This window comes from Williamsia sp. CHRR-6 (genome assembly GCF_018474015.1).
GTDB lineage: Bacteria > Actinomycetota > Actinomycetes > Mycobacteriales > Mycobacteriaceae > Williamsia_A.
Map to the genome: position 1 here is coordinate 23,854 of NZ_JAHCSG010000008.1, position 20,980 is coordinate 44,833.

Genomic DNA, 20,980 nt, shown 5'->3' on the forward strand with positions numbered 1-20,980 from the left:
CAACCCCTGATCACCTCGACGAAGAGGAAAACCCATGACCGACTTCAGTTCTGCCCGGTTCGTCGTCACCGGCACCGCATCCGGCATCGGCGCTTCGGTGGCCGAGAAGCTGCTCGCCGCCGGCGCGCAGGTGCACAGTCTCGACCGCAACACCCCCAGCGCCGCGGTGACCACCCACACCGAGGTGGACCTGGCCAACCCGCGCAGTATCGACGCCGCCCTCGAGCACCTCGAGGGCAGTTTCACCGGGCTGATCAACGTGGCCGGCATCCCCGGGACCGCGCCCGCCGAGGCGGTGGTCGCGGTCAACGCGTTGGCCGTACGGCACCTGACCGAATTGCTGGTCGGGCGCATCGAACGCGGCGGGTCGGTGGTCGTCGTGTCCTCCACCGCCGGCTACAACTGGCCCGCGCGGCTCGAACAGATCCGAGAACTGCTGGCCACCAAAACCTTCGAGGAGGGGGCGGCCTGGTTCAAGGAGCACCCGCAGGAGGGCAACGCCTACAACTTCTCCAAGGAGGTGGCCACGGTGTACGCCATGTACATGGCGGTCCCCCTGTTGGCGACCGGGATCAGGATCAACGCCGTCACGCCCGGACCGGTGGAAACGCCCATTCTCGCCGACTTCGAGGAGACGATGGGCAAAGATACTCTCGACGGCGTCAAGGGACTGTTGGGCCGCCACGCCCAACCCGGCGACATCGCCGATGCGGTGTTGTTCCTGGCGTCGCCGCAGTCACGCTGGATCAACGGCCACGCACTGGTCGCCGACGGCGGGCTCACCGGTGGTGTTTTGAGTGGTGTCGTCCCGGCACCCGAGATCTGAGGAGACTGACCATGGCTGCACCCACTCTGCCCCCGCAATCGACCGACGAGGCGTTCCCACCGTCGTTGATGGCCGACCTGCGCCGCACCTACGCCACCGGCCGCACCAAGACCCTCGAGTGGCGGCTGGGCCAGCTCGATGCCCTGATCCGGTTGTTCGAAGAGCGTGAGGCCGACATCTCCGCGGCCATCGAGGCCGACCTGGGTCGGGCCGGGTTCGACGCGTGGCTCGGCGACATCGCCTCCACCAAGGGCGAGGCGGTGTACGCGCGCAAGAACCTCAAGAAGTGGATGCGCAAGCAGCGGGCCTCGCTGCCGATGACCCAGTTGCCGGGTCGGGCGTGGATGCAGTTCGAGCCGCTGGGCGTGGTGCTGGTCATCGGACCGTGGAACTACCCGGTGTACCTCACCCTGGGCCCGCTGGTCGCGGCCATCGCCGCAGGCAACTGCGCGGTGCTCAAGCCCTCCGAGCTGGCCCCCGTCAGCTCGAAGTTGATGGCCGACCTGGTCCCGCGTTACCTCGACGCCGACGCCATCAAGGTGGTCGAGGGCGACGCTGCGGTCACGCAGGGGCTGCTGGCCCTGGGCTTCGACCACGCCGTGTTCACCGGCGGCACCGAGGTGGGTCGCAAGGTGATGGCCGCAGCTGCGCCCACCCTCACCCCGGTCACCCTGGAACTGGGCGGCAAGAGCCCCACCTTCGTGGCCGCCGACGCCGACCTCGCCGTGACCGCGCGCCGCATCGCCTGGTCGAAGTTCCTCAACTCGGGCCAGACCTGCATCGCGCCGGACTACATCATGGTCGACTCCTCCATCGCCGACGCGCTGGTGGACAAGATCAAGTCCACCATTGCTGAGTTCCGCGCCGACAAGTCCGAGTCGACCACCCGGATCGTCAACGAGCGGCAGTTCGCGCGCCTGAACGCCTACCTGTCCTCGACCACTGGCCGGGTGGCTCTCGGCGGGGGAACCGACGCCGCGAGCTGTGGCATCGAACCGACCATCGTCATCGATCCCGCACCTGACGACGCGTTGATGCAGGACGAGATCTTCGGTCCCATCCTGCCGATCATCACCGTGGACTCACCCGAGGCGGCCATCGACTTCGTCAACTCGCGGCCCAAGCCGCTGGCGTTCTATGTCTTCACCAAGTCGAAGTCGTTGGCGCAGCGCATGATCGACGCCATCCCGTCGGGTGGTGCAGTGGTCAACAACTGCGCCATCCACGTCCTCATACCGCAGCTTCCGTTCGGCGGTGTGGGTGACAGCGGGATGGGTGCCTACCACGGCAAATGGGGTTTCGAGGCGTTGAGCCACCGAAAGTCGGTGTTGGCCAAGCCAACCAAGCCTGATCTGCGGCTGCAGTACCCGCCGTACTCGGCGCGTGACATGAAGTGGTTGCGGCGACTCTTCTGACCGTGGGCCTGTGCCACACTGGGGGCACCGACGACGTGAGGAGCCTCGATGAAGGTGAACGTGGACCGTGACATGTGTTGTGCCTCAGGCATGTGCGAATCGGTGGTGTCGGAGGTGTTCACCATCGCCGACAGCGGTGAGGTGCAGGTCAACGACGCCGCCGTCGACGCCAACATCGACAAGGTGCGTCGCGCGATCATCGAATGCCCCACGCAGGCACTGAGTCTCAGCGAGTAACACCCCGCGCTCAGTACTGGCCCAGGTAGAACGGCACGCCCGGATCGTCGACGCATTCGGCGACCCTCGCAAGGGCATGGTCGTCGGTGGTGCGGTCACCACGCCCGGAGTGAACTGCCACCCCAACACCGCGCTTAGAAGTCGCGCATCGCCTGACTGTCCGGGGTGTGCACGGTGAGGCAGGGGCGGTCGCCATGTCCAGCTGGATGGGCCGCGATCAGGCAACCGACGTTCGGCTCAGGTGAATCAGCACGCCGGGCGGAGTCCATCGTGGCCGCGAAGGTCTCGCAGGTGAAGGGTTTTCCGTCGGGCACCTCGATGTGCGGGCACACTGATCCTCATGCGCACCCGCGTTCGCCCCGCCTGGGCCGTAGTGATGACACTGACCTGGCTCGCGGCGTCTGGGTTGGTGGGCGGGTCGGCCCAGGCGAGCCCGTCAGCCCAGCTGCCGGTGAGCTACGACTTCTTCGACGGGGTGCGAGCCGAGCTCGCCCGGCCGGGTGGGTCGTTGCCGGGCACCAACGACTACTCGTGTCGGCCCAGTGCCGCCCACCCCCACCCGGTGATCCTGGTGCACGGCACCGCGGCCAACCGGCAGACCAACTGGGCCACCATGGCTCCGGTGCTGCACAACGCCGGGTACTGCGTGTTCGCTCTCACCTACGGTCGGCTACCCGCGGCGACCTATCCGTTGAGTGCTCTGGGCGGCTTGTCGAGCATGGTCGACAGCGCTGCCGAGTTACGCGCGTTCGTCGATGGGGTGCGAGCAGCGACCGGTGCGGCGAAGGTCGACCTGGTGGGGCATTCCGAGGGCACCCTGATGCCGGACTACTACGTCCGCTATCTCGGCGGTGGTGGGGTGGTGGACCGCTACATCTCGTTGGCGCCGTATTGGAAGGGCCAGGACTACTCGGACTATCTGCGGCTGGAGGCGGTGGTCGCACGGTTGGGGTTGGATCCCAAGCGGGTGCTGCCGTGCCCGGAATGCGCCCAGGAGCAGTACGGCAGCCCGTTCATGCGTGCGGTCAACGCCGGCGGCACCCCCTATGACCCGCGCGTGAGCTACACCAACATCATGACCCGATTCGATGGCCTGGTGGTGCCGTGGACCGACGGATACGTGCCAGGTCCACGCACCCGAAACATCGTTGTGCAGGACCGATGCCCAGCCGACCGCTCTGATCACCTCTCGCTGGTGGCCTCCCGCCGGGCGGCGGCACTGGTACTCGGCGCGCTGGACCCCCGGCACCCGCCCGCGGTGCCGTGCCTACCGATCGGCCCGGCGTTGCCGGGCTGACGACGATCGGCGACGCAGGCCACCGGCGGCGCGCGCCACGCCCCCGGCCAGATGTGCGATCGGCGAGAAACTCGCTACGCTTGGCCCGACCGCTACGGACCCAGGTCGGGCGGTGTGCCGTGGGGGCTCGTGAGATCATGATCGCTCCGCGCTGAAATCGATTGAGCAGCGCTCCGCAAGGATGCCGTCCGGTACCGCAACGCCCGGCTAGGTTGGGCCACCGAGTTCGAGAGGAAGCCCAGCGCACGTGAGGTTTCGGCCCGTCAGTCGCGCCTTCGTGGCCGCGACGGTGACCTCGGTGGTCATCAGCACCCTCGCGGTGATCCTGATGGTGCTGCCGCGCGTGAGCTCCGGCGACACCACCTCCAGCGGAGCCCCGAGTACGACCGGTCGCACCGACCGCAGCACCCCGCCGTCGACACCGCCGCGTCCCGCGCCTGAGGCGATCCGGTACGTGGCCCTGGGCAGCTCGTACGCCGCCGGCCCCGACTCCCACGGCATCGTCGACGAGAAGTGCCTACGGACCGCCAACGACTACCCACACCAGGTCGCCGCAGCCTGGCGGATGGACCTGACCGACGTCACCTGCTCGGGGTCGACCATCGACAACATCTTGAGCATGCCCCAGCGCAATCGGGCGCAGGCACCGCAGATCGAGGCCGTCACCGCAGACACCGACCTGGTCACCATCACCACCGGTGGCAACGACGTGAACTACATCGGGCGGTTGACCTCGGCCAGCTGCCTCAACGTGCTGCAAACCGACGCCTCGCAGATCCTCAGCCAGCGGTGTCGACCACAGACCAACCTGCCCGACGCGACCGACCCGGCCACGCAGTTGGACTACCGCGAGCTCGAACGCGGCCTGGTGCAGGTGGTGGCGGCGGTGAAGGCGCGCGCGCCCAAGGCCGTGGTGATGATCGTCGACTACCTGCCGGTGGTCGATGTGAGCCGTACCTGCGCGTCGGTGCCACTCACCCGCGAACAGCTGGTGCAGACGGTCCAGACCTACAACGCGCTCATCGGTGCCACGCGGGCGGCCGCGGCAGCCTCGGGTGCCCTGCTGGTAGACGCCTCTGCGCAGGGGGCCAACCACACGGCGTGCTCGGCCGAGCCGTGGGTGTACGGATATCGCAGACCCGCTCCGTATCACCCCAACCGGGCGGGACGTCAGGCGATGGCGGGCATGGTCATCGATGCGCTGCGCCAGACCTCGCTGCAGGAACCGCCCATCCCCAGCTGATCGGGACCCCGAGCTGATCCGAAACCAGCTGACCCGACACCAGCTGACCCGACACCAGCTGACCCGAAGCCAGCTGATCGGGAATCAGCTGACCGGGAATCAGCTGACCGGGAGCTTGGCCGCGCGCTGCTTGTTCAACACCGCGACGGCAGAGATCGCCAGCAGCACGGCCACACCGGCGATCGCCTTGCCCAGCAGGTGGTCATAGGCGTAGGCGGGGACGGCGAAGGCCAGGGCGATCACCGCGACGGCGAGCGACTTCACCCCGTTCTGGGTCTTCCAGTCCAACCGCTCACGCCCGGTGGTGATCAGGCTGATGGGGCTGCGACGCAGCACCTCGACGATGAACACGGTCAGCGCGACGGTCAACGCGTAGACGATGACGATCCGCGCGGCCACGTTGCCGACCGAGAGGATGTCGTTGTTGCGCAGCTTCGGGGTGATGGTCCGCATCACGACGTCGAGGGCCACCGCGTGGGCGAGGTAGATGCCGAAGGAGCGATCGGCGGCGGTGCGCATGGTGTTGGCTGCGGTGGACCCGGGCCGACGACGCTCCCGCCAGATGGTGCCCAGCCCGTACAGCGTCAGGATGATCGCGATGAATGCGAACGCGTTCTGCAGCGCGAACGCGTTGGTGGCGCGGAACACCGCGTCGACGGGGTTGTCCTTCAGGGTGAACTGGTCGCCGCCCTTGTCGATGACGTGCAGGTAGTACAGCAGTGTCGCGGTGATGACTATCGCGGCCACCCCGAAGACCGCCAGCCGCCGACGGGTCATGAAGGAGTGGAACGCCTCGAAGTGGAACGCGGCCACCGCGCCGGCCAACACGAAGAACTGATACGGCAACAGGGTGATCTCCAGGTGGCGCCACACCCACCCCACGACACCCTCGACCAGGAAGCCGTCCTGCGGGCGCAGCATCCCGTAGAACAGCCAGCCGTTGAGAAGTCCGCTGACGAGCAGCAGGTAGCGGTGGTGCCCGTCGGTCTTGCGCAGCAACCACAGCAACGCCGGGAAGACGACATAGATCTGCATGGACACCGACAGGAAGTACAGGTGGTACTCGGCGCGACCGGTGATCAAGTCATAGCCCAGGCTCTTGACCGAGAGCTTGATGGCCTCGAAGGTGTTGAACGCGTTGGTGATCCCGTCGGTGCCCGCGTTCACGTACCGCAGGTAGAACCAGTAGAACAGGCTCCACGTGAGGAACGGCAACCCGATCAGCTTGAAGCGGCGGCGCCAGAACTGCACCGGCTTGAGCTGCTTGTGCCGATATTGATAAGTGAGCACGAATCCGGTGAGGGCGAAGAACCCGTACCGGGTGTAGCGCAGCAGCAGCTCCACGGCGCCGGCGGCGGTGCTGGCCAGTGGGGCAACGCCCAGCATGACGTGGTCGAGGATCACTCCGCCGAAGGTGACCATCCGCACGAAGTCGATCTGGTGGAGGTGCTTGTCCTCGGTCGACTTCGGCTTCGGCGCGGATGTCTGCGGCGACGCGAGGTCTGCTGCGGTGGCCTCGGGCCCCGGGACGACGTCGGATTCTGCGGCCCCCCGAGGGGCAGATGAGTCAGCCATGGCGCATCGGAGATTACCCCGCTGACCTGGAAATCGCCCCTTCGCACAGGTCGGCGGGGCCAGGAAACCGAGTGCTCGTTCGGGAGCGCCGAGGACGGCACGGACCGTTCGTCGTGCAACCCACCACCGTCAGGTCCTCGAACCGGCCGGGCCCGGCCGGCCCCGCCGCTTCACAGATTCGCTCAGCCGAGCGCGGTGCGGACCACCTCCGCGAACGGCACCAGATCGTTGCCGATGAGGTCGGTGAGGTCGGTGGAGGTGCTGTCGAGTTCACCGCGCGACACCCCGTGGTCGGCGTCGGCGAGGACCTCGGCCACCGGTTGCGGGACCCCGACGGCGACGAGGTTGGCGGCGTAGTCGGCCTCCGAGACGTCCTGATATCGCACCGGCGAACCGGAGACCTCGGCGACGACGGCCGCGATGTCGGGGTAGGTGAGGTGTTGTGGCCCAGCCAGCTCGTAGGCGCGCGGGGTGCCATCGATCAGCGCGGCCACCGCGGCGCGGGCGTAGTCGGCTCGTGCGGCCGGGGCCACCCGACCACCCGCACCGGTGCCGTAGAAGACCCCGCCGGCCACGGTGTGTGCAAGTCCGCCGGTGTAGTTCTCCGAGTACCACCCGTTGCGCAGCAGGATCACCGTCAGTCCACTGCTCGCGAGCAGCTTCTCGGTGGCCTGGTGTTCGGCGGCGATCTGCAGGGTGCTGGTCTCGGCGTTGAGGATCGAGGTGTAAGCGAGGATTCCCACCCCGGCGGCGACCGCAGCCTCGATCACGTTGGTGTGCTGGGCAACTCGTTTGCCGATCTCCGACCCGGAGACGAGCAGCAATCGGTCCACCCCGGTCAAGGCGGTGGTCAGGGTGGCGGGATCGTCGTAGTCGGCTACGCGCACGGTGACCCCGGAGTCGGCCAGAGGCTGTGCTTTCGCGGCGTCGCGGACCACGGCGATCACCTCCGATGGCGTGACCCCGTCGGAGGCCAACAGTGCCTCGACGGCCAGTCGGCCGAGGGAACCGGTGGCGCCGGTGACTGCGTAGGTGGTCATGAGAATTGCCTTTCGTCGCGGGGTTGCTTACTCAAGGTGTAGCACTTACAAAAGTACTAGTGCAAACACCGAGTCATGTGCATCGCAATGAGTGCGTTACGCTGGCGGGTATGGATCAGCAGGTCGACGACTTCGAACCGGACGTGTTCTCGCGCCGGTGCGACTCGCGCGACGTGCTGTTCGGGCTCACCAGTCGTTGGGGCATGTTGACCATCGGTGCGTTGATGGAAGACGACTTCCGGTTCAACGCGCTGCGTCGACGCGTCGACGGGGTGAGCGAACGCATGCTGTCGCAGACGCTGCAGGCCCTTGAGCGCGACGGCTTCGTCACCCGCACGGTGGTGCAGGCCATCCCGCCGATCGTCGAGTACTCCCTCACCGAACTCGGACGTCGGATCGGTGCGGTTGTGCTCGACCTGATCGAGACGGTGCAGACCTCGCTGCCGCAGGTGCTCGACGCTCGGGCCGCCCACGAGTCGAACACCGCCGACCCCGACCGCTGAGTCTGCCGACCAGCCGGTTCGCTCACGGCGTAGCGCGGGCGGAACAGTCGCACGACCTGCACCGTTGACATCTGCAACAGCGATCCCCGTCGCTGCTGATGACTGCGAGTGGATCCATCCTGGGTAACACCGACCACCGCCCACTACAGTGAACGCAAGGCTTTGAAGTGGGTGCGGAGCCTGCGGAGCACCTCGACCGCAGCCCTCGCACCCCACAGGTAAGGGAGAACAATGTTCGAACGGTTCACCGATCGCGCCCGCCGGGTTGTCGTTCTCGCCCAAGAAGAAGCGCGGATGCTCAACCACAACTACATCGGCACCGAGCACATCCTGCTCGGGCTGATCCACGAAGGCGAGGGCGTAGCCGCCAAGTCGCTGGAGTCGCTGGGCATCTCGCTGGAGGGCGTGCGCAGCCAGGTCGAGGAGATCATCGGTCAGGGCCAGCAGGCCCCGTCCGGTCACATCCCCTTCACCCCCCGCGCCAAAAAAGTCCTCGAGCTGTCGCTGCGTGAGGCGCTGCAACTCGGCCACAACTACATCGGCACCGAGCACATCCTTCTCGGTCTCATCCGTGAGGGTGAGGGCGTCGCCGCCCAGGTGCTGGTCAAGCTCGGCGCCGACCTCAACCGGGTCCGCCAGCAGGTCATCCAGCTCCTCTCGGGCTATCAGGGCAAGGAGCCGCAGGAAGCCGGTACCGGTGGCCGCAGCTCCGACTCCGGTACCCCGTCGACCTCGCTGGTGCTCGACCAGTTCGGTCGCAACCTCACCGCTGCGGCGGCCGAGGCCAAGCTCGACCCGGTCATCGGTCGCGAGAAGGAGATCGAGCGGGTCATGCAGGTGCTCTCGCGCCGCACCAAGAACAACCCGGTCCTCATCGGCGAGCCCGGCGTGGGCAAGACCGCGGTCGTCGAGGGTCTCGCGCAGGCCATCGTCAACGGCAACGTGCCCGAGACACTCAAGGACAAGCAGCTTTACACCCTCGACCTCGGGTCGCTGGTGGCCGGCAGCCGCTACCGCGGAGATTTCGAGGAGCGCCTGAAGAAGGTGCTCAAGGAGATCAACACCCGCGGCGACATCATCCTGTTCATCGACGAGTTGCACACCCTCGTCGGCGCGGGTGCCGCCGAGGGCGCGATCGACGCCGCCTCCATCCTCAAGCCGAAGCTGGCCCGTGGCGAGCTGCAGACCATTGGTGCCACCACCCTCGACGAGTACCGCAAGTACATCGAGAAGGATGCCGCCCTCGAGCGTCGTTTCCAGCCGGTGCAGGTGGGTGAGCCGTCGGTGGAGCACACCATCGAGATTCTCAAGGGTCTGCGCGACCGGTACGAGAGCCACCACCGGGTGTCGATCACCGACGGCGCTCTGGTCGCGGCGGCCACCCTGGCCGACCGTTACATCAACGACCGCTTCCTACCGGACAAGGCGATCGACCTCATCGACGAGGCGGGCGCGCGGATGCGCATCCGTCGGATGACTGCGCCGCCAGACCTGCGCGAGTTCGACGACAAGATCGCCGCCGCCCGCAAGGAGAAGGAATCGGCGATCGACGCCCAGGACTTCGAGAAGGCCGCGCGGCTGCGCGACAAGGAGAAGCAGCTCGTCAACGAGAGGGCCGAGCGCGAGAAGCAGTGGCGCAGCGGTGACATGGACGTCGTGGCCGAGGTCGACGACGAGCAGATCGCCGAGGTGCTGGGCAACTGGACCGGCATCCCCGTCTTCAAGCTCACCGAGGAGGAGACCACCCGTCTGCTCCGCATGGAGGACGAGCTGCACAAGCGGATCATCGGTCAGGTCGAGGCGGTCAAGGCCGTGTCGAAGGCCATCCGCCGTACCCGCGCCGGGCTGAAGGACCCCAAGCGTCCGTCGGGGTCGTTCATCTTCGCCGGTCCGTCCGGTGTCGGAAAGACCGAGCTGTCCAAGGCGCTGGCCAACTTCCTCTTCGGTGAGGACGATGCGCTCATCCAGATCGACATGGGCGAGTTCCACGACCGCTTCACCGCGTCGCGGCTGTTCGGTGCCCCTCCCGGGTACGTGGGCTATGAGGAGGGTGGCCAGCTGACCGAGAAGGTCCGCCGCAAGCCGTTCTCGGTGGTGCTGTTCGACGAGATCGAGAAGGCGCACTCGGAGATCTACAACACCCTGCTGCAGGTGTTGGAGGACGGTCGTCTCACCGACGGTCAGGGTCGTACGGTCGACTTCAAGAACACCGTGCTGATCTTCACCTCCAACCTGGGTACCTCCGACATCTCCAAGGCCGTCGGGTTGGGCTTCTCCTCCAGTGATGGCACTGGCTCGAACTACGAGCGGATGAAGCAGAAGGTCAACGACGAGCTGAAGAAGCATTTCCGGCCTGAGTTCCTCAACCGCATCGATGACATCGTCGTGTTCCACCAGCTCACCCAGGACGAGATCATCCAGATGGTCGACCTGATGCTCAACCGGGTGGAGAAGGCGCTGAAGAACAAGGACATGGCGCTGGAGGTGACCGACAAGGCCAAGAGCTTGTTGGCCAAGCGCGGTTTCGATCCGGTGTTGGGTGCGCGGCCGCTGCGTCGCACCATCCAGCGTGAGATCGAGGACCAGATGTCGGAGAAGATCCTGTTCAACGAGCTGACCCCCGGTCAGATCGTGCTGGTCGACGTCGAGAACTGGGACGGCGAGGGCGACGGCGACGAGGCCAAGTTCACCTTCAAGGGTGAGAAGAAGCCGGTCGAGTTGCCCGAGTCGCCGATCGAGCTGACCAAGGCGGCCGACACTAGCGAGTGACGAGCACGACCTTGCCCTGCAGGCGGCCGCCGCGGAGTCTCACGATTCCGTCGGCGGCCGCGTGCATGGGGAGCACGGTGTCGATGGCCGGCATCAGGTGTCCGTCCGCCATCAGCCCCACCAGTGTGGAGATGCCCTCGGTCGATTCGGTGCTGAACAGTCCGCGCACCCGCTGACCCGCCAGCCGGGCTGCGGGACGGGACAGTTGTTCGCGGCCGAAGCCACCCAGCAGTCGTCCGCCACCTTCGCCGCCCACCACGACGATGGTTCCTCGTGGGGACAACACTTTTCGGAGTCGGCCGACGGGTCGTCGGCCGGCGGTGTCGATGATGACATCCCATCGGCGACCCGTGGCGACGAGGTCGGTCGCGGTGTAGTCGATGCAGTCGGCGGCCCCGAGATTTGTCATCAGATCGGCGGCCGCGCCCCGACAGACCGCCGTCACCGTGGCACCGCGGTGTGCCGCCACCTGTAGCGCGATATGGCCCACGCCGCCTGCCGCCCCGATCACCGCAACGGTGATGCCCGTAGCATCGGGGCCGTCGAGCCCGGCCGAGGCCAACGCAGCCAACGCGGTGCAGCCCGACACCGGCAGACACGACGCCTCTCGCTCGTCGACGGTGTCGGGCAGCGCGACGAGGCGGTTGGCGGGCACCGCGAGGGTGTCGGCGAACGCGCCGCGAACCGTACCCACAACCCGGTCACCGACGGCGAACCTGTCGACGCCCGTGCCGACCGCGCGGATCACTCCGGCGAAGTCGTTGCCGAGCCGGTGGGATCGGGGTCGACGCAGTCCGAAGGCCAGGCGGCTCAACAGTGGTAACCCGGTGAGGATGTGCCAGATGTCCTGGCCGATGGAGGCTGCGGACACATCCACCAGCACCTCGCCGGCGGCTGCGGTCGGGGTGTCGATCTCGGCCACCTGGATCGCCGAATGGTCGCCGTATCGGTCTCGCACAATTGCTTTCATGTGGTGACCGTATGACCGGTCGGCTCATCACCACATCGGGGAACACCCTGATGTTTGTCTTCCATCGGTTGGTCTGGTGTGCTCCTGACATGCCCGCGCAGATCGAGATCTTCTCCGACATCGCCTGTCCCTGGTGCTACATCGGTCGGGCCCGCTTCGCGCGTGCTTTGGCGCGGCTGGATCGCCAGGACGAGATCACGGTGATCCCGCGGGCCTACCAGCTGTCCCCGGACGCACCGGTGGGTGCGGGCCGATCGCAGATCGACGCGTTGGTGGCCTTGCGCGGCATCACCGCCGACCAAGCACGCGGGATGTTCGCTTCGGTGGCCGAAGCGGCGGCCGCAGCGGGACTTCCCATCGATCTCGAGACCACCATCTCCGCCAACACCTTTGACGCGCATCGACTTGTCGCCATGGCCGGAGATCGGCAGGATGAGCTGTTGAACAACCTGTTTCGCGCGCATTTCGTCGACGGTCGAATGATTGATGATCGAGATGTGTTGACCGACATCGCCGTTGAGTCGGGTTTGGGCGGCGACATGCGTGCGCGGCTGGACAGTGACGAGGGCGCCGATGCGGTGCGGGATGATCTCGCGTTGGCCGGGGCGATGGGGGTGACCGGCGTGCCGTTCTTCGTCGCCAACCGCGAGGCCGCCGTCTCCGGGGCTCAGCCCGAGGACGTGTTCGCGCAGTTGTTGCACTTTGCTCTCGGTGACCGGTGACCGGTGACCGCCGAACGTTGATACCGGTCCCGAGCTGATCGGCCCGATGGTGTCCACACTGCGCCGCTGCCCGTGACGCGTCACGCCTTGGGGTGTGTGTCTCGTGTGGCCAGGCCGGGAACCCCTCGGCCTCGGCCGCACAGTTCACGGGCACGATCGTCGTCGCAGAGCAGCAGGTAGGTGTTCGCGCAGTGTCCGGTTCGGGACCGAGTCAAGCCTGGAATCCGTTGTGGGGCAATCTGGTCCGAGACGCCACGTCGGAGGCGAAGCCGTCGTGGAGCAAGTGCCGCATCTCGGACAGAGACTAGATGTGGAGACTTGCTAACTGTTAGCCTCTGGACGCCTGACGCCGGTCCATCGGGGATCCGGCGGAGGTCGAGACCGAACGAGGGACATAGCCGATGAACCGAATTATCAAGACCGCGGCCGCTGCGACCGCTGCCGCGCTGGGCGGCATCGCCATGACCGTCGGCGCCGCCGGCCCCGCCGCTGCCGAACTCCAACCCTGGCAGACGACGATCAAGATCGACTCGCCGGTTGCCTTCGAAAGCGTCTACATCGCAGGCTGGGGCGACAACGGGCCGTTCACCACCTGCCTGGAGAACTTCCGGCGTGCTCCGGGTCTGCGCGACACCGGGGTCGTCACCGATCGCAACCGGGTGGCCTCGGCGGCTGCCTTCGCCTCACCCAACTGCACCGTGAACATCATCTTCCGCTCGGTGCGCCTGGATCCCGCCGGCGACGCCGTCTTCCGGCTCTTCTGACCGACCTGCGGGCGGCCCGGGGGACGTGATCGCTCACCTCTCCCGGGCCGTGTGCGGTGGAGGTCGAGGGCGTGACCTCGGGTGCCATCACGTCCATCGGCGACGTCGACTACAGCCAGGCGGGCTCGGTGTCGAGGGTGGTGCGATCCAACGACTGCAGCAGGTCGAACTGCGGCCCGGTCTTGGGCAACTCGAACCGGTAGAAGTAGCGCGCGGCAGCGCGTTTGCCGTCGTAGAAGTCGCCCTGCTTCACACCGACCGCCAACAACTGCTCCAACCAGATCCAAGCCACCACAACGTGACCGGCTGCCTCGAGGTACACCGTGGAGTTCGCCAGCGACACCTTCACATCCCCGGCCGACCACACCGCGAGGGTGACCGTGGCCAGTCGCTCGGTGGCTGCGCGCAGCTGCGCCGCGAACTCGCCTGCCTCGCCGCCGGCGGCTTCGGCCCGATCGATGGTCGCCGTGATGGTGGAGATCAGCAGTTTCAGGCCGGCGCCGCCGTTCATCACCACCTTGCGGCCCAGCAGATCCAGGCCGTGAATACCATGTGCCCCTTCGTGAATGGGGTTGAGACGGTTGTCGCGGTAGAACTGCTCGACGTCGAATTCCTTGGTGTAGCCATAGCCGCCGTGCACCTGGATGGCCAGGCTGTTGGCCTCCAGACACCACTGCGACGGCCAGCTCTTGACGATGGGGGTGAGCACCTCGAGCAGCAGATGTGCGTTGTCGCGTGCCGCACCGGTGGTGGTCTGCTCCTCGTCGAGCAGGGTGGACGCGTACAGGCCCAACCCCAGAGCGCCTTCCACGTAGGCTTTCTGCGCCAACAACATTCGCCGAACATCGGCGTGTTCGATTGCAGGATCCAGAACCCGTTGAACAGCTCATGGGTCTCGCCGTACGGCCCGTCGGTGACCAGCGGCTCCTCGTCGGTGAACTCCACAACGAAACCCTCACTCGCGTCGGTCGGACCTTCGGCTTCGAGCAGCACACCGGCGTTGACCAGCGATTCGTTGTACTTGCCCATCGCCGTGATGATCTCGTCGAAGTCCACCTCGGCTCCGGCCGCGTTCGCTTCGTCGGTGCTGCGGATGATCAGCATGTACTTCATGGTGGATGGTCCTCACTTCTCGTGTATAGCTGTCGGGTGTTTGTGTCGAGCCCGCCATTCTGGTGGGCTCATCCGTACGTCGAACGGCGATCGCCGAAATCGACAACAGTCCCGAGAATTTTCTCGAAAGGTGTCCGACGATGTCTGACCTGAGCGCACAGATCGAGATCTTCTCCGACATCGCCTGCCCCTGGTGCTACATCGGGCGGGCCCGGTTTGCACGGGCGTTGGCGCGCCTGGATCGCCACGACGAGATCACGGTGATCCCGCGCGCCTATCAGCTGGCTCCGGACAGCCCCGTGGGTGCCGGTCGACCAGAGCTCGACGCATTGGTGGCCTCGCGCGGTATCAGCCCCGATCATGCGCGCGGCATGTTTGCCTCGGCGGCCGATGCCGCCGAGGCAGCGGGACTGCCGATCGACTTCGAGACCACCATCTCGGCCAACACCTTCGACGCGCACCGGTTGGTCGCCATGGCCGGCGAGCATCAGACACAGGTGCTGGACGGCCTCTTCCGCGCGCATTTCGTCGAGGGTCGGGTGGTTGACGATCGAGATGTGTTGGCCGACATAGCCGCCGAGTCGGGGATGACCGGCGACATCCGTGCGCGCCTGAACACCGACGAGGCCGCAGATGAGGTGCGCGCCGACCTCGCACTGGCAGGTGCGATGGGGGTGACCGGTGTGCCGTTCTTCGTCGCCAACCGACAGGCCGCGGTGTCGGGTGCGCAGCCGGAGGATGTGTTCGCGCAGCTGTTGCACTATGCGCTCGGTGATGGGTGATGCGTCTCAGGGTGTGAGTACCGCGTGTAGCCATTTTTCGATATGGCTGTCGAAGGTGCGGTCGCCGGGCGGGTGTGGCGCAGTAGAACGGTGGGCGGCCCCGGTGGGGGTGGTGATGTCGATGGTGTGGCGGCCGGGGCCGGCGCGGACCGTGGTGTGCCAGCCGGGGTTTTGTTTGGCCCGGTTGTGTGCCAGGCACAGTCCGTCACCGTTGTCGGCGGTGGTGGCTCCACCGTGCTGGTGGGGGTGGATGTGGTCGTATTCGGCGATCGGGGCGTCGCAGTGAGGGTTCCTGTGTGTTCGTCAAGTGCGGCATGTGTTCGAACACCTACTTCGGCCCGGGATCGGTGCGGGTCAGTGGGGCTTGAAATGCCCGGGAAGCATTAGCTCGCACCGTTTTGGTTGAGGGTGGTCCGCGCCTCGTACAGGTGCCAGGACTGCTACGAAGACGGAGAAGCGCCCACCCGGAGTTCGGGGTGGGCGCTTCTTCGCCGAGGCGTTCGAGTTAGCGGACGGGGTGCGTGTTAGCGGTTCTCGCCGTCTTCATTGCTGCGATCTGGGCGGTGATGGTGGCGATCGTCAGCCCGACGAGAATGAGTCCCAGGCTGACGTAGCGCATATCGACCGACAGGTGCGTTGTTGCTGCGGCGGCGATACCGCCGAGCTGGGCGACGACTACGACCGCAAGGATTCCACATGCGGCACGGTGTGCTGACTTCCACGCCTTACCGCTCGATAGAGTTGCGGCCGTTCGAATCCCGACAGCGTTGTTGGGTTCGAGGTTGCCGCGAGCAGCTGATAGACACGCCGCGAAAGCGACGATCGACAGCACCGTCATGATCAGTTGGACGCCCATCTCGGCACTCTCCTGGTGTGGTTTAGGAGGACTTTCGGGTGAGTCGCAAGGCGCTCGCGATCCGCCCGAAGTTCAGGGTCCAGCCTACGCCGGTGACCTTCTTTTCAAGCAGTTTGCCGTTCGGGTTCCAGTAGGACTGGCGCACCTTTTCCCCTGTGGGAGCGCTGAAGTCGTATGGAACGCCGCCCTTCTTTCCACTTTTGGCCATGATCAGTTGGTCCTTTCGGTTCGTGCTTGGTGTCGGTGCGTGAGGGGCTGGCAGCGATGATGACTGCACCGATCATGATCGCCGAAAAGCTCCACAGCCCCATCAACAAGATGATGGAACCGTGTAGCGCCAGGTCTAGGTCGAGCGCGATGGTGCGGAGGCGGAACCGCATGAGAACGAGTACGGCGATGACGATTTCGATGACGATGGCGCCCCAGGACATGGCTGCTGTGCCCCAGGGTTGCCGGGTGATGGGGTCAGCGATCCACTTGAATACTGGTGTGGCACCGAACAGGTTGTCGCGGACGAAGTAGTATTCGGCCGATCCGTTGGCCCAGTCTGCTACCCCAAATTTGCTAATCGCGCTGTCGAGGTAGATGTAGGCCACCTGTATTCGTGCGGCCCACGCCGCCGCGGCGCTGACGCTCAGGGCGGTAGGTCCGAGTTCACCATCGGTACGGGTTGTCCAGTGCCAGTGACGGTTGTCGATGAACGCCAGCGGCAGGATGATCAGGGTGATGTTCGCGGCGACTGATTCGCCTCCGTCGGGCAGAGAAATGGACTGGACGATCGAATAGGCCGCGTAGGCGTGGGGGAGTGCGGTCCACCGCGGCCGGTAGCCGCCGGCCACGACCAGCAGGATCGCCACGATGATCCATTGGCGCACCTGGGAGTGGTCGTTACCGCCGAGGCAGTACGCACTCAGCGCAGCGGGCCCGGAGCATTTGGGTTCCGCAGTGGGTGCGCCGTCGAGCGGCACGATCAGGTATCGGGCCGGGGTGAGGAGCAGTGTCACCGCTTGGGCGATGGCGATGAGGCTGCGGCTGACCCCGAACCAGCGTGTTCGAGGATCGAAGGTGAACGCCCAGTTCGTGGCGGGCGACAGCGTGGTCAACAGTCGACCTGTATGTGGGCGGCGCGGGACACGTTGTGTTCAGCGGGCCGCAGCATTGCGATCGATGACAGCGTGCGGATCGAGTTCGTAGGCCACCGCTTTGGCTTCGGCTTCCACCGCCCGGTCACCCAGGCCCGCGAGGGTAGCGGGGTCAGCACACAACCGTTGATCGACCAACGCCCGGTCGGCCCGATCGAGGTAAGCGGTTTCGCGGACCAGGATGGTGGCCCGCCATTCGGTGAGCCGCCCCGCCGCCAGCGCGGCCGCGGTGTGCGGCATCTCCGCCATCGCCCGCGCGAACCCCAGGTGACGGCCACCAGCATGCGCCGAGACTCCCCGGGCCAGAGCGATCTCCGCAGCCAGACCACGACACTGCCGTTCCACCCCGCGCGGTTTCGGCAGCCCGCCGCATCGCCTCGAGTTGCCGGGTGACGTGTGCCTGCGCTGCCGCGGCCGCCGACTTCAGCTGTTCCAGCGCAGTCAACGCGTCGATGGAAGCCGCTTCGGAATCGACGTCGGTCAACCGTGCCACCACATAAGCGACAGCCGCAGTACACATGTCCACCCCCGATCGATCGAATACGTGTTCGTATGGTGCCCGGTGGGGGTCGACCGTGCAACGGTTGCCACGACGAGCTGCGCAGGAGAGATGGGAACGCCGAGAAGACCCGGTACATCTGGCAGCAGGCGGTTACAGCCAGGCGGGCTCGGTGTCGAGGGTGGTGCGATCCAACGACTGCAGCAGGTCGAACTGCGGCCCGGTCTTCGGCAGCTCGAACCGGTAGAAGTACCGCGCGGCAGCGCGTTTGCCGTCGTAGAAGTCGCCCTGCTTCACACCGACCGCCAACAACTGCTCCAACCAGATCCAAGCCACCACAACGTGACCGGCTGCCTCGAGGTACACCGTGGAGTTCGCCAGCGACACCTTCACATCCCCGGCCGACCACACCGCGAGGGTGACCGTGGCCAGTCGCTCGGTGGCTGCGCGCAGCTGCGCCGCGAACTCGCCTGCCTCGCCGCCGGCGGCTTCGGCCCGATCGATGGTCGCCGTGATGGTGGAGATCAGCAGTTTCAGGCCGGCGCCGCCGTTCATCACCACCTTGCGGCCCAGCAGATCCAGGCCGTGAATACCATGTGCCCCTTCGTGAATGGGGTTGAGACGGTTGTCGCGGTAGAACTGCTCGACGTCGAATTCCTTGGTGTAGCCATAGCCGCCGTGCACCTGGATGGCCAGGCTGTTGGCCTCCAGACACCACTGCGACGGCCAGCTCTTGACGATGGGGGTGAGCACCTCGAGCAGCAGATGTGCGTTGTCGCGTGCCGCACCGGTGGTGGTCTGCTCCTCGTCGAGCAGGGTGGACGCGTACAGGCCCAACCCCAGAGCGCCTTCCACGTAGGCTTTCTGCGCCAACAACATTCGCCGAACATCGGCGTGTTCGATGATGGCGACCGGCGGTGAGCTGGGGTCCTTGTCGTCCACCGAACGGCCCTGGGTGCGGACCTTCGCGTATTCCAGCGAGGCCAGGTATCCGGCGTAACCGATTGCGGTGGCGAGGAATCCGACACCGATGCGGGCCTCGTTCATCATGTGGAACATGTACATCAGGCCATGGTTCTCTTCGCCGACCAGATAACCGACCGCGCCCTTCTCCGGTGCCGGACCGTGCGTGCCGTCGCCGAAGTTCAACAGGGTGTTGGTGGTGCCACGGTTGCCCATCTTGTGGTTCAACCCCACCAGCGCAACGTCGTTGCGGGTGCCGTCGGCGAGGTACTTGGGCACGATGAACAGTGAGATGCCCTTCACCCCGGGCGGACCGCCCGGGGTCTTGGCCAGCACCAGATGCACGATGTTCTCCGACAATTCGTGCTCACCGCACGAAATCCACATCTTGGTACCGGTGATCCGATACGAACCGTCCTCGGTAGCAACAGCTTTGGTCGTGATGTCGGCCAACGACGATCCCGCCTGCGGCTCGGACAAGCACATCGTCCCGTAGAAGCGTCCCTCGATCATCGGTCGCACCCAGGTGTCTATCTGCTCGGGGGTGCCGTACTCCATCAGCAGGTTGGCGTTGCCCACCGAGAGAAACGGATAGCAGGACGTGGACGGGTTGGCGGCCTGGAACCACGCCAGGGATGCGCGGCTCACCACGGTCGGCAGCTGCATGCCGCCCACCGACTCGTCGAACGACCCGGCGACGAGACCGGACTTGGTGAACTCGGCCAGGGCAGTGTGCACCTCGTCGATCAGCACCACCCGGCCGTCCTCGCCGATGTAGGGCTCGTTCTGATCGGCCTTCTTGTTGTGTGTGGCGAACAGCTGGATGGCCATGTCGGCACTCAGTGACAAGACATCATCGAAGGTCTCGCGCGAATGCTCGGCAAACCGTTCGCGACTGGTCAACGCGGTGACGTCCAACCATTCGTAGAGCAGGAATTCGATGTCGCGACGGGAGAGTGGTTCAGCCATGTCCCTCATGATGCCCCTGGCGGCGCTCCTACGTCATCCCCGGTAAGGCCACGTTGCCCCTCACGTCGCCTTCCACCACCTGACCCAGGAGGTGGAAGGCGATGACGACCAGCAGGATCTGGATGGACATTCCTACGAGCGGCACCCAGGCGGCTGGCCGGCGACGCGCCACCAACACGACGGAGAGCACGATCGAGCTCAGCACGACGAGCGTTCCGCCGCCGAGTTGGAGCTTCATCGCGAGACCGAGTTTGTCGAAGTCGCAATCGGTTTCGCTGGAACAGGCATCAGTCACCATGCCTTCGAAGAGCGAGGCCATGAAGGTCAACATCAGCAGCCCGGTCTGCGCCAGGACCAGCACCAGCGTGAGTGCGAACCGTACTGGTGGCCGCTGTGTCGGCCAGTACACGGGAGGGGGCGGCGGAAACCCTGAAGGGAGCGGTGCCCGAACCTGCGCCGACGGGGGTGGGATCACAGGACAACGTTGAAGACGACGATGGCGGCGAGGGCCAACACCACGTGCGTGGCGATACCGACGATGGGCACGACGCGAATCTTGGGATGCTGCGCTCGTGCGATGACGGCGATGATGCCGGCCAGCAGGACCAGCGTCCCGCCCACGCCGGTCAGAGCGAAGGCGGTGTCGACCACGAATGACTTGTCTGAACGGGTCCCGCTGGACACATCGGCGCTCATGGCGACGCCGGCTCCGATCACGCCCGCGACCAGATAGACGCCGACCTGCACGATCAGCAGGATGATGGCCGTGTTCCCGCGTCGGCGGGGTGCGGGCGGGTAGTTGTTCATGACGTTCACGCTAGGTCCGTTCGGTCGGGTGTACATCGGGGAAAATACGCAATCACGCCGCGGCCGGCAGCAACTGCTGTGCGGCCATCCACAGGCCGGTGTGCACCGCGATGCCCACGATCGGCACCCACAGTGCCGGTGAGCGTCGCGAGATCAGCAGCAGCGACACCGTCGCCACCAGCAGCAGGGCCAGCACACCGACACCGTCGACGTAGGCCATCGCGGTCGCGGCGTCGACGTTCACACAGCCGTCGCTTCGGCACGCCGCGGCGGCCCTATCGGGCCAGGTGAGGCTGATCAGTGCGGTCACCACGACGTAGCCGGTCAACGCGGCGGCGCCGATCGCGGTGAGCGTGGAGTCGACGGCGCGCCACGATGGCGAGTAGCCGGTGTGGGTGGGATGCACGGCGTAGGTCATGGCGATGACGCTACGAACTGGGTTGTGCTGCCGACTCCGCAGAACTACTCAGCTTCACCCGGGGAATCCA

General features: G+C 66.0%; 20 protein-coding genes and 2 pseudogenes. 10 read left to right on the top strand and 12 right to left on the bottom strand.

Annotated elements, in window-relative coordinates; translation table 11 throughout:
- Positions 1-34 precede the first annotated feature (34 nt).
- The 5 genes from KIK15_RS17275 (at position 35) to KIK15_RS17295 (ending at position 5,018) form a co-directional block, all read left to right on the top strand.
- A complete protein-coding gene (locus KIK15_RS17275; protein ID WP_214245986.1) occupies positions 35-826 on the top strand; it encodes a coniferyl-alcohol dehydrogenase in 792 nt (263 codons plus the stop codon).
- Positions 827-837: 11 nt separating this feature from the next.
- Positions 838-2,241 carry an aldehyde dehydrogenase family protein gene (locus tag KIK15_RS17280; protein ID WP_214245987.1) on the top strand — a complete coding sequence of 468 codons (1,404 nt, stop codon included), beginning with the start codon at positions 838-840 and terminating at the stop codon, positions 2,239-2,241.
- A gap of 48 nt (positions 2,242-2,289) precedes the next feature.
- Positions 2,290-2,478, top strand: coding sequence for a ferredoxin (locus KIK15_RS17285; protein ID WP_214245988.1), 189 nt, complete (start codon positions 2,290-2,292; stop codon positions 2,476-2,478).
- A gap of 340 nt (positions 2,479-2,818) precedes the next feature.
- Positions 2,819-3,775, top strand: coding sequence for a triacylglycerol lipase (locus tag KIK15_RS17290; RefSeq protein WP_250324909.1), 957 nt, complete (start codon positions 2,819-2,821; stop codon positions 3,773-3,775).
- A 247-nt stretch (positions 3,776-4,022) separates the two neighbouring features.
- Positions 4,023-5,018 carry an SGNH/GDSL hydrolase family protein gene (locus tag KIK15_RS17295; RefSeq protein ID WP_214245989.1) on the top strand — a complete coding sequence of 332 codons (996 nt, stop codon included), beginning with the start codon at positions 4,023-4,025 and terminating at the stop codon, positions 5,016-5,018.
- A gap of 99 nt (positions 5,019-5,117) precedes the next feature.
- Here KIK15_RS17295 and KIK15_RS17300 read toward each other — a convergent pair whose 3' ends face one another.
- Positions 5,118-6,593 carry an acyltransferase gene (locus tag KIK15_RS17300; RefSeq protein ID WP_214245990.1) on the bottom strand — a complete coding sequence of 492 codons (1,476 nt, stop codon included), beginning with the start codon at positions 6,591-6,593 and terminating at the stop codon, positions 5,118-5,120.
- Positions 6,594-6,775: 182 nt separating this feature from the next.
- Positions 6,776-7,633, bottom strand: coding sequence for an SDR family oxidoreductase (locus KIK15_RS17305; RefSeq protein ID WP_214245991.1), 858 nt, complete (start codon positions 7,631-7,633; stop codon positions 6,776-6,778).
- 110 nt (positions 7,634-7,743) lie between these two features.
- On the opposite strand from KIK15_RS17305, the gene KIK15_RS17310 reads away from it, so the two are divergent.
- Entirely contained in the window at positions 7,744-8,136 is a 393-nt protein-coding gene (locus KIK15_RS17310; protein WP_214245992.1) for a helix-turn-helix domain-containing protein, read from the top strand.
- Between the two features lie 231 nt (positions 8,137-8,367).
- The gene (locus KIK15_RS17315; protein ID WP_214245993.1) at positions 8,368-10,905 is read left to right on the top strand and encodes an ATP-dependent Clp protease ATP-binding subunit; all 2,538 of its coding nucleotides are present in this window, start codon (positions 8,368-8,370) and stop codon (positions 10,903-10,905) included.
- On the opposite strand, the gene KIK15_RS17320 is transcribed toward KIK15_RS17315, so the two are convergent.
- Entirely contained in the window at positions 10,895-11,875 is a 981-nt protein-coding gene (locus KIK15_RS17320) for an NAD(P)-dependent alcohol dehydrogenase (RefSeq protein ID WP_214245994.1), read from the bottom strand. The two genes, KIK15_RS17315 and KIK15_RS17320, sit on opposite strands and share 11 nt — an antisense overlap.
- Positions 11,876-11,925: 50 nt before the next feature.
- Here KIK15_RS17320 and KIK15_RS17325 point away from each other — a divergent pair, with 50 nt between their 5' ends.
- Entirely contained in the window at positions 11,926-12,597 is a 672-nt protein-coding gene (locus KIK15_RS17325; protein WP_374222877.1) for a DsbA family protein, read from the top strand.
- Between the two features lie 401 nt (positions 12,598-12,998).
- Positions 12,999-13,361, top strand: coding sequence for a hypothetical protein (locus KIK15_RS17330; RefSeq protein ID WP_214245995.1), 363 nt, complete (start codon positions 12,999-13,001; stop codon positions 13,359-13,361).
- 109 nt (positions 13,362-13,470) lie between these two features.
- Here KIK15_RS17330 and KIK15_RS18485 read toward each other — a convergent pair.
- Positions 13,471-14,226, bottom strand: a pseudogene (locus KIK15_RS18485) (acyl-CoA dehydrogenase C-terminal domain-containing protein); the annotation flags it as partial.
- Positions 14,220-14,474: pseudogene (locus tag KIK15_RS18490) on the bottom strand (YciI family protein); the annotation flags it as partial. The pseudogenes KIK15_RS18490 and KIK15_RS18485, both read right to left, overlap by 7 nt.
- Positions 14,475-14,614: 140 nt before the next feature.
- Here KIK15_RS18490 and KIK15_RS17345 point away from each other — a divergent pair.
- Positions 14,615-15,256, top strand: coding sequence for a DsbA family protein (locus KIK15_RS17345; RefSeq protein ID WP_214245998.1), 642 nt, complete (start codon positions 14,615-14,617; stop codon positions 15,254-15,256).
- 505 nt (positions 15,257-15,761) lie between these two features.
- On the opposite strand, the gene KIK15_RS17350 is transcribed toward KIK15_RS17345, so the two are convergent.
- The 7 genes from KIK15_RS17350 to KIK15_RS17380 form a co-directional block, all read right to left on the bottom strand.
- Positions 15,762-16,094 carry an SdpI family protein gene (locus tag KIK15_RS17350; RefSeq protein WP_214245999.1) on the bottom strand — a complete coding sequence of 111 codons (333 nt, stop codon included), beginning with the start codon at positions 16,092-16,094 and terminating at the stop codon, positions 15,762-15,764.
- 122 nt (positions 16,095-16,216) lie between these two features.
- Positions 16,217-17,215, bottom strand: coding sequence for a sporulation-delaying protein SdpB family protein (locus KIK15_RS17355; protein WP_214246000.1), 999 nt, complete (start codon positions 17,213-17,215; stop codon positions 16,217-16,219).
- Between the two features lie 39 nt (positions 17,216-17,254).
- Positions 17,255-17,599, bottom strand: a complete 345-nt coding sequence (locus KIK15_RS17360; RefSeq protein WP_214246001.1) for a hypothetical protein — start codon at positions 17,597-17,599, stop codon at positions 17,255-17,257.
- Positions 17,600-17,906: 307 nt separating this feature from the next.
- Entirely contained in the window at positions 17,907-19,685 is a 1,779-nt protein-coding gene (locus KIK15_RS17365; RefSeq protein WP_214246002.1) for an acyl-CoA dehydrogenase, read from the bottom strand.
- A gap of 28 nt (positions 19,686-19,713) precedes the next feature.
- On the bottom strand, positions 19,714-20,046 hold the full coding sequence (locus KIK15_RS17370) for a hypothetical protein (protein WP_214246003.1): 333 nt from the start codon (positions 20,044-20,046) through the stop codon (positions 19,714-19,716).
- Between the two features lie 110 nt (positions 20,047-20,156).
- Positions 20,157-20,492, bottom strand: a complete 336-nt coding sequence (locus KIK15_RS17375) for a hypothetical protein (RefSeq protein WP_214246004.1) — start codon at positions 20,490-20,492, stop codon at positions 20,157-20,159.
- Positions 20,493-20,544: 52 nt separating this feature from the next.
- Positions 20,545-20,910, bottom strand: coding sequence for a hypothetical protein (locus tag KIK15_RS17380; RefSeq protein WP_214246005.1), 366 nt, complete (start codon positions 20,908-20,910; stop codon positions 20,545-20,547).
- Positions 20,911-20,980: the final 70 nt, after the last annotated feature.

Coding starts and splice junctions, on each gene's coding strand:
- KIK15_RS17365 (WP_214246002.1), bottom strand. CDS start 19,685: ATGGCTGAACCACTCTCCCGTCGCGACATCGAATTCCTGCTCTACGAA.
- KIK15_RS17285 (WP_214245988.1), top strand. CDS start 2,290: ATGAAGGTGAACGTGGACCGTGACATGTGTTGTGCCTCAGGCATGTGC.
- KIK15_RS17345 (WP_214245998.1), top strand. CDS start 14,615: ATGTCTGACCTGAGCGCACAGATCGAGATCTTCTCCGACATCGCCTGC.
- KIK15_RS17315 (WP_214245993.1), top strand. CDS start 8,368: ATGTTCGAACGGTTCACCGATCGCGCCCGCCGGGTTGTCGTTCTCGCC.
- KIK15_RS17275 (WP_214245986.1), top strand. CDS start 35: ATGACCGACTTCAGTTCTGCCCGGTTCGTCGTCACCGGCACCGCATCC.
- KIK15_RS17375 (WP_214246004.1), bottom strand. CDS start 20,492: ATGAACAACTACCCGCCCGCACCCCGCCGACGCGGGAACACGGCCATC.
- KIK15_RS17280 (WP_214245987.1), top strand. CDS start 838: ATGGCTGCACCCACTCTGCCCCCGCAATCGACCGACGAGGCGTTCCCA.
- KIK15_RS17300 (WP_214245990.1), bottom strand. CDS start 6,593: ATGGCTGACTCATCTGCCCCTCGGGGGGCCGCAGAATCCGACGTCGTC.
- KIK15_RS17325 (WP_374222877.1), top strand. CDS start 11,926: ATGTTTGTCTTCCATCGGTTGGTCTGGTGTGCTCCTGACATGCCCGCG.
- KIK15_RS17305 (WP_214245991.1), bottom strand. CDS start 7,633: ATGACCACCTACGCAGTCACCGGCGCCACCGGTTCCCTCGGCCGACTG.
- KIK15_RS17380 (WP_214246005.1), bottom strand. CDS start 20,910: ATGACCTACGCCGTGCATCCCACCCACACCGGCTACTCGCCATCGTGG.
- KIK15_RS17290 (WP_250324909.1), top strand. CDS start 2,819: ATGCGCACCCGCGTTCGCCCCGCCTGGGCCGTAGTGATGACACTGACC.
- KIK15_RS17320 (WP_214245994.1), bottom strand. CDS start 11,875: ATGAAAGCAATTGTGCGAGACCGATACGGCGACCATTCGGCGATCCAG.
- KIK15_RS17330 (WP_214245995.1), top strand. CDS start 12,999: ATGAACCGAATTATCAAGACCGCGGCCGCTGCGACCGCTGCCGCGCTG.
- KIK15_RS17350 (WP_214245999.1), bottom strand. CDS start 16,094: ATGACGGTGCTGTCGATCGTCGCTTTCGCGGCGTGTCTATCAGCTGCT.
- KIK15_RS17310 (WP_214245992.1), top strand. CDS start 7,744: ATGGATCAGCAGGTCGACGACTTCGAACCGGACGTGTTCTCGCGCCGG.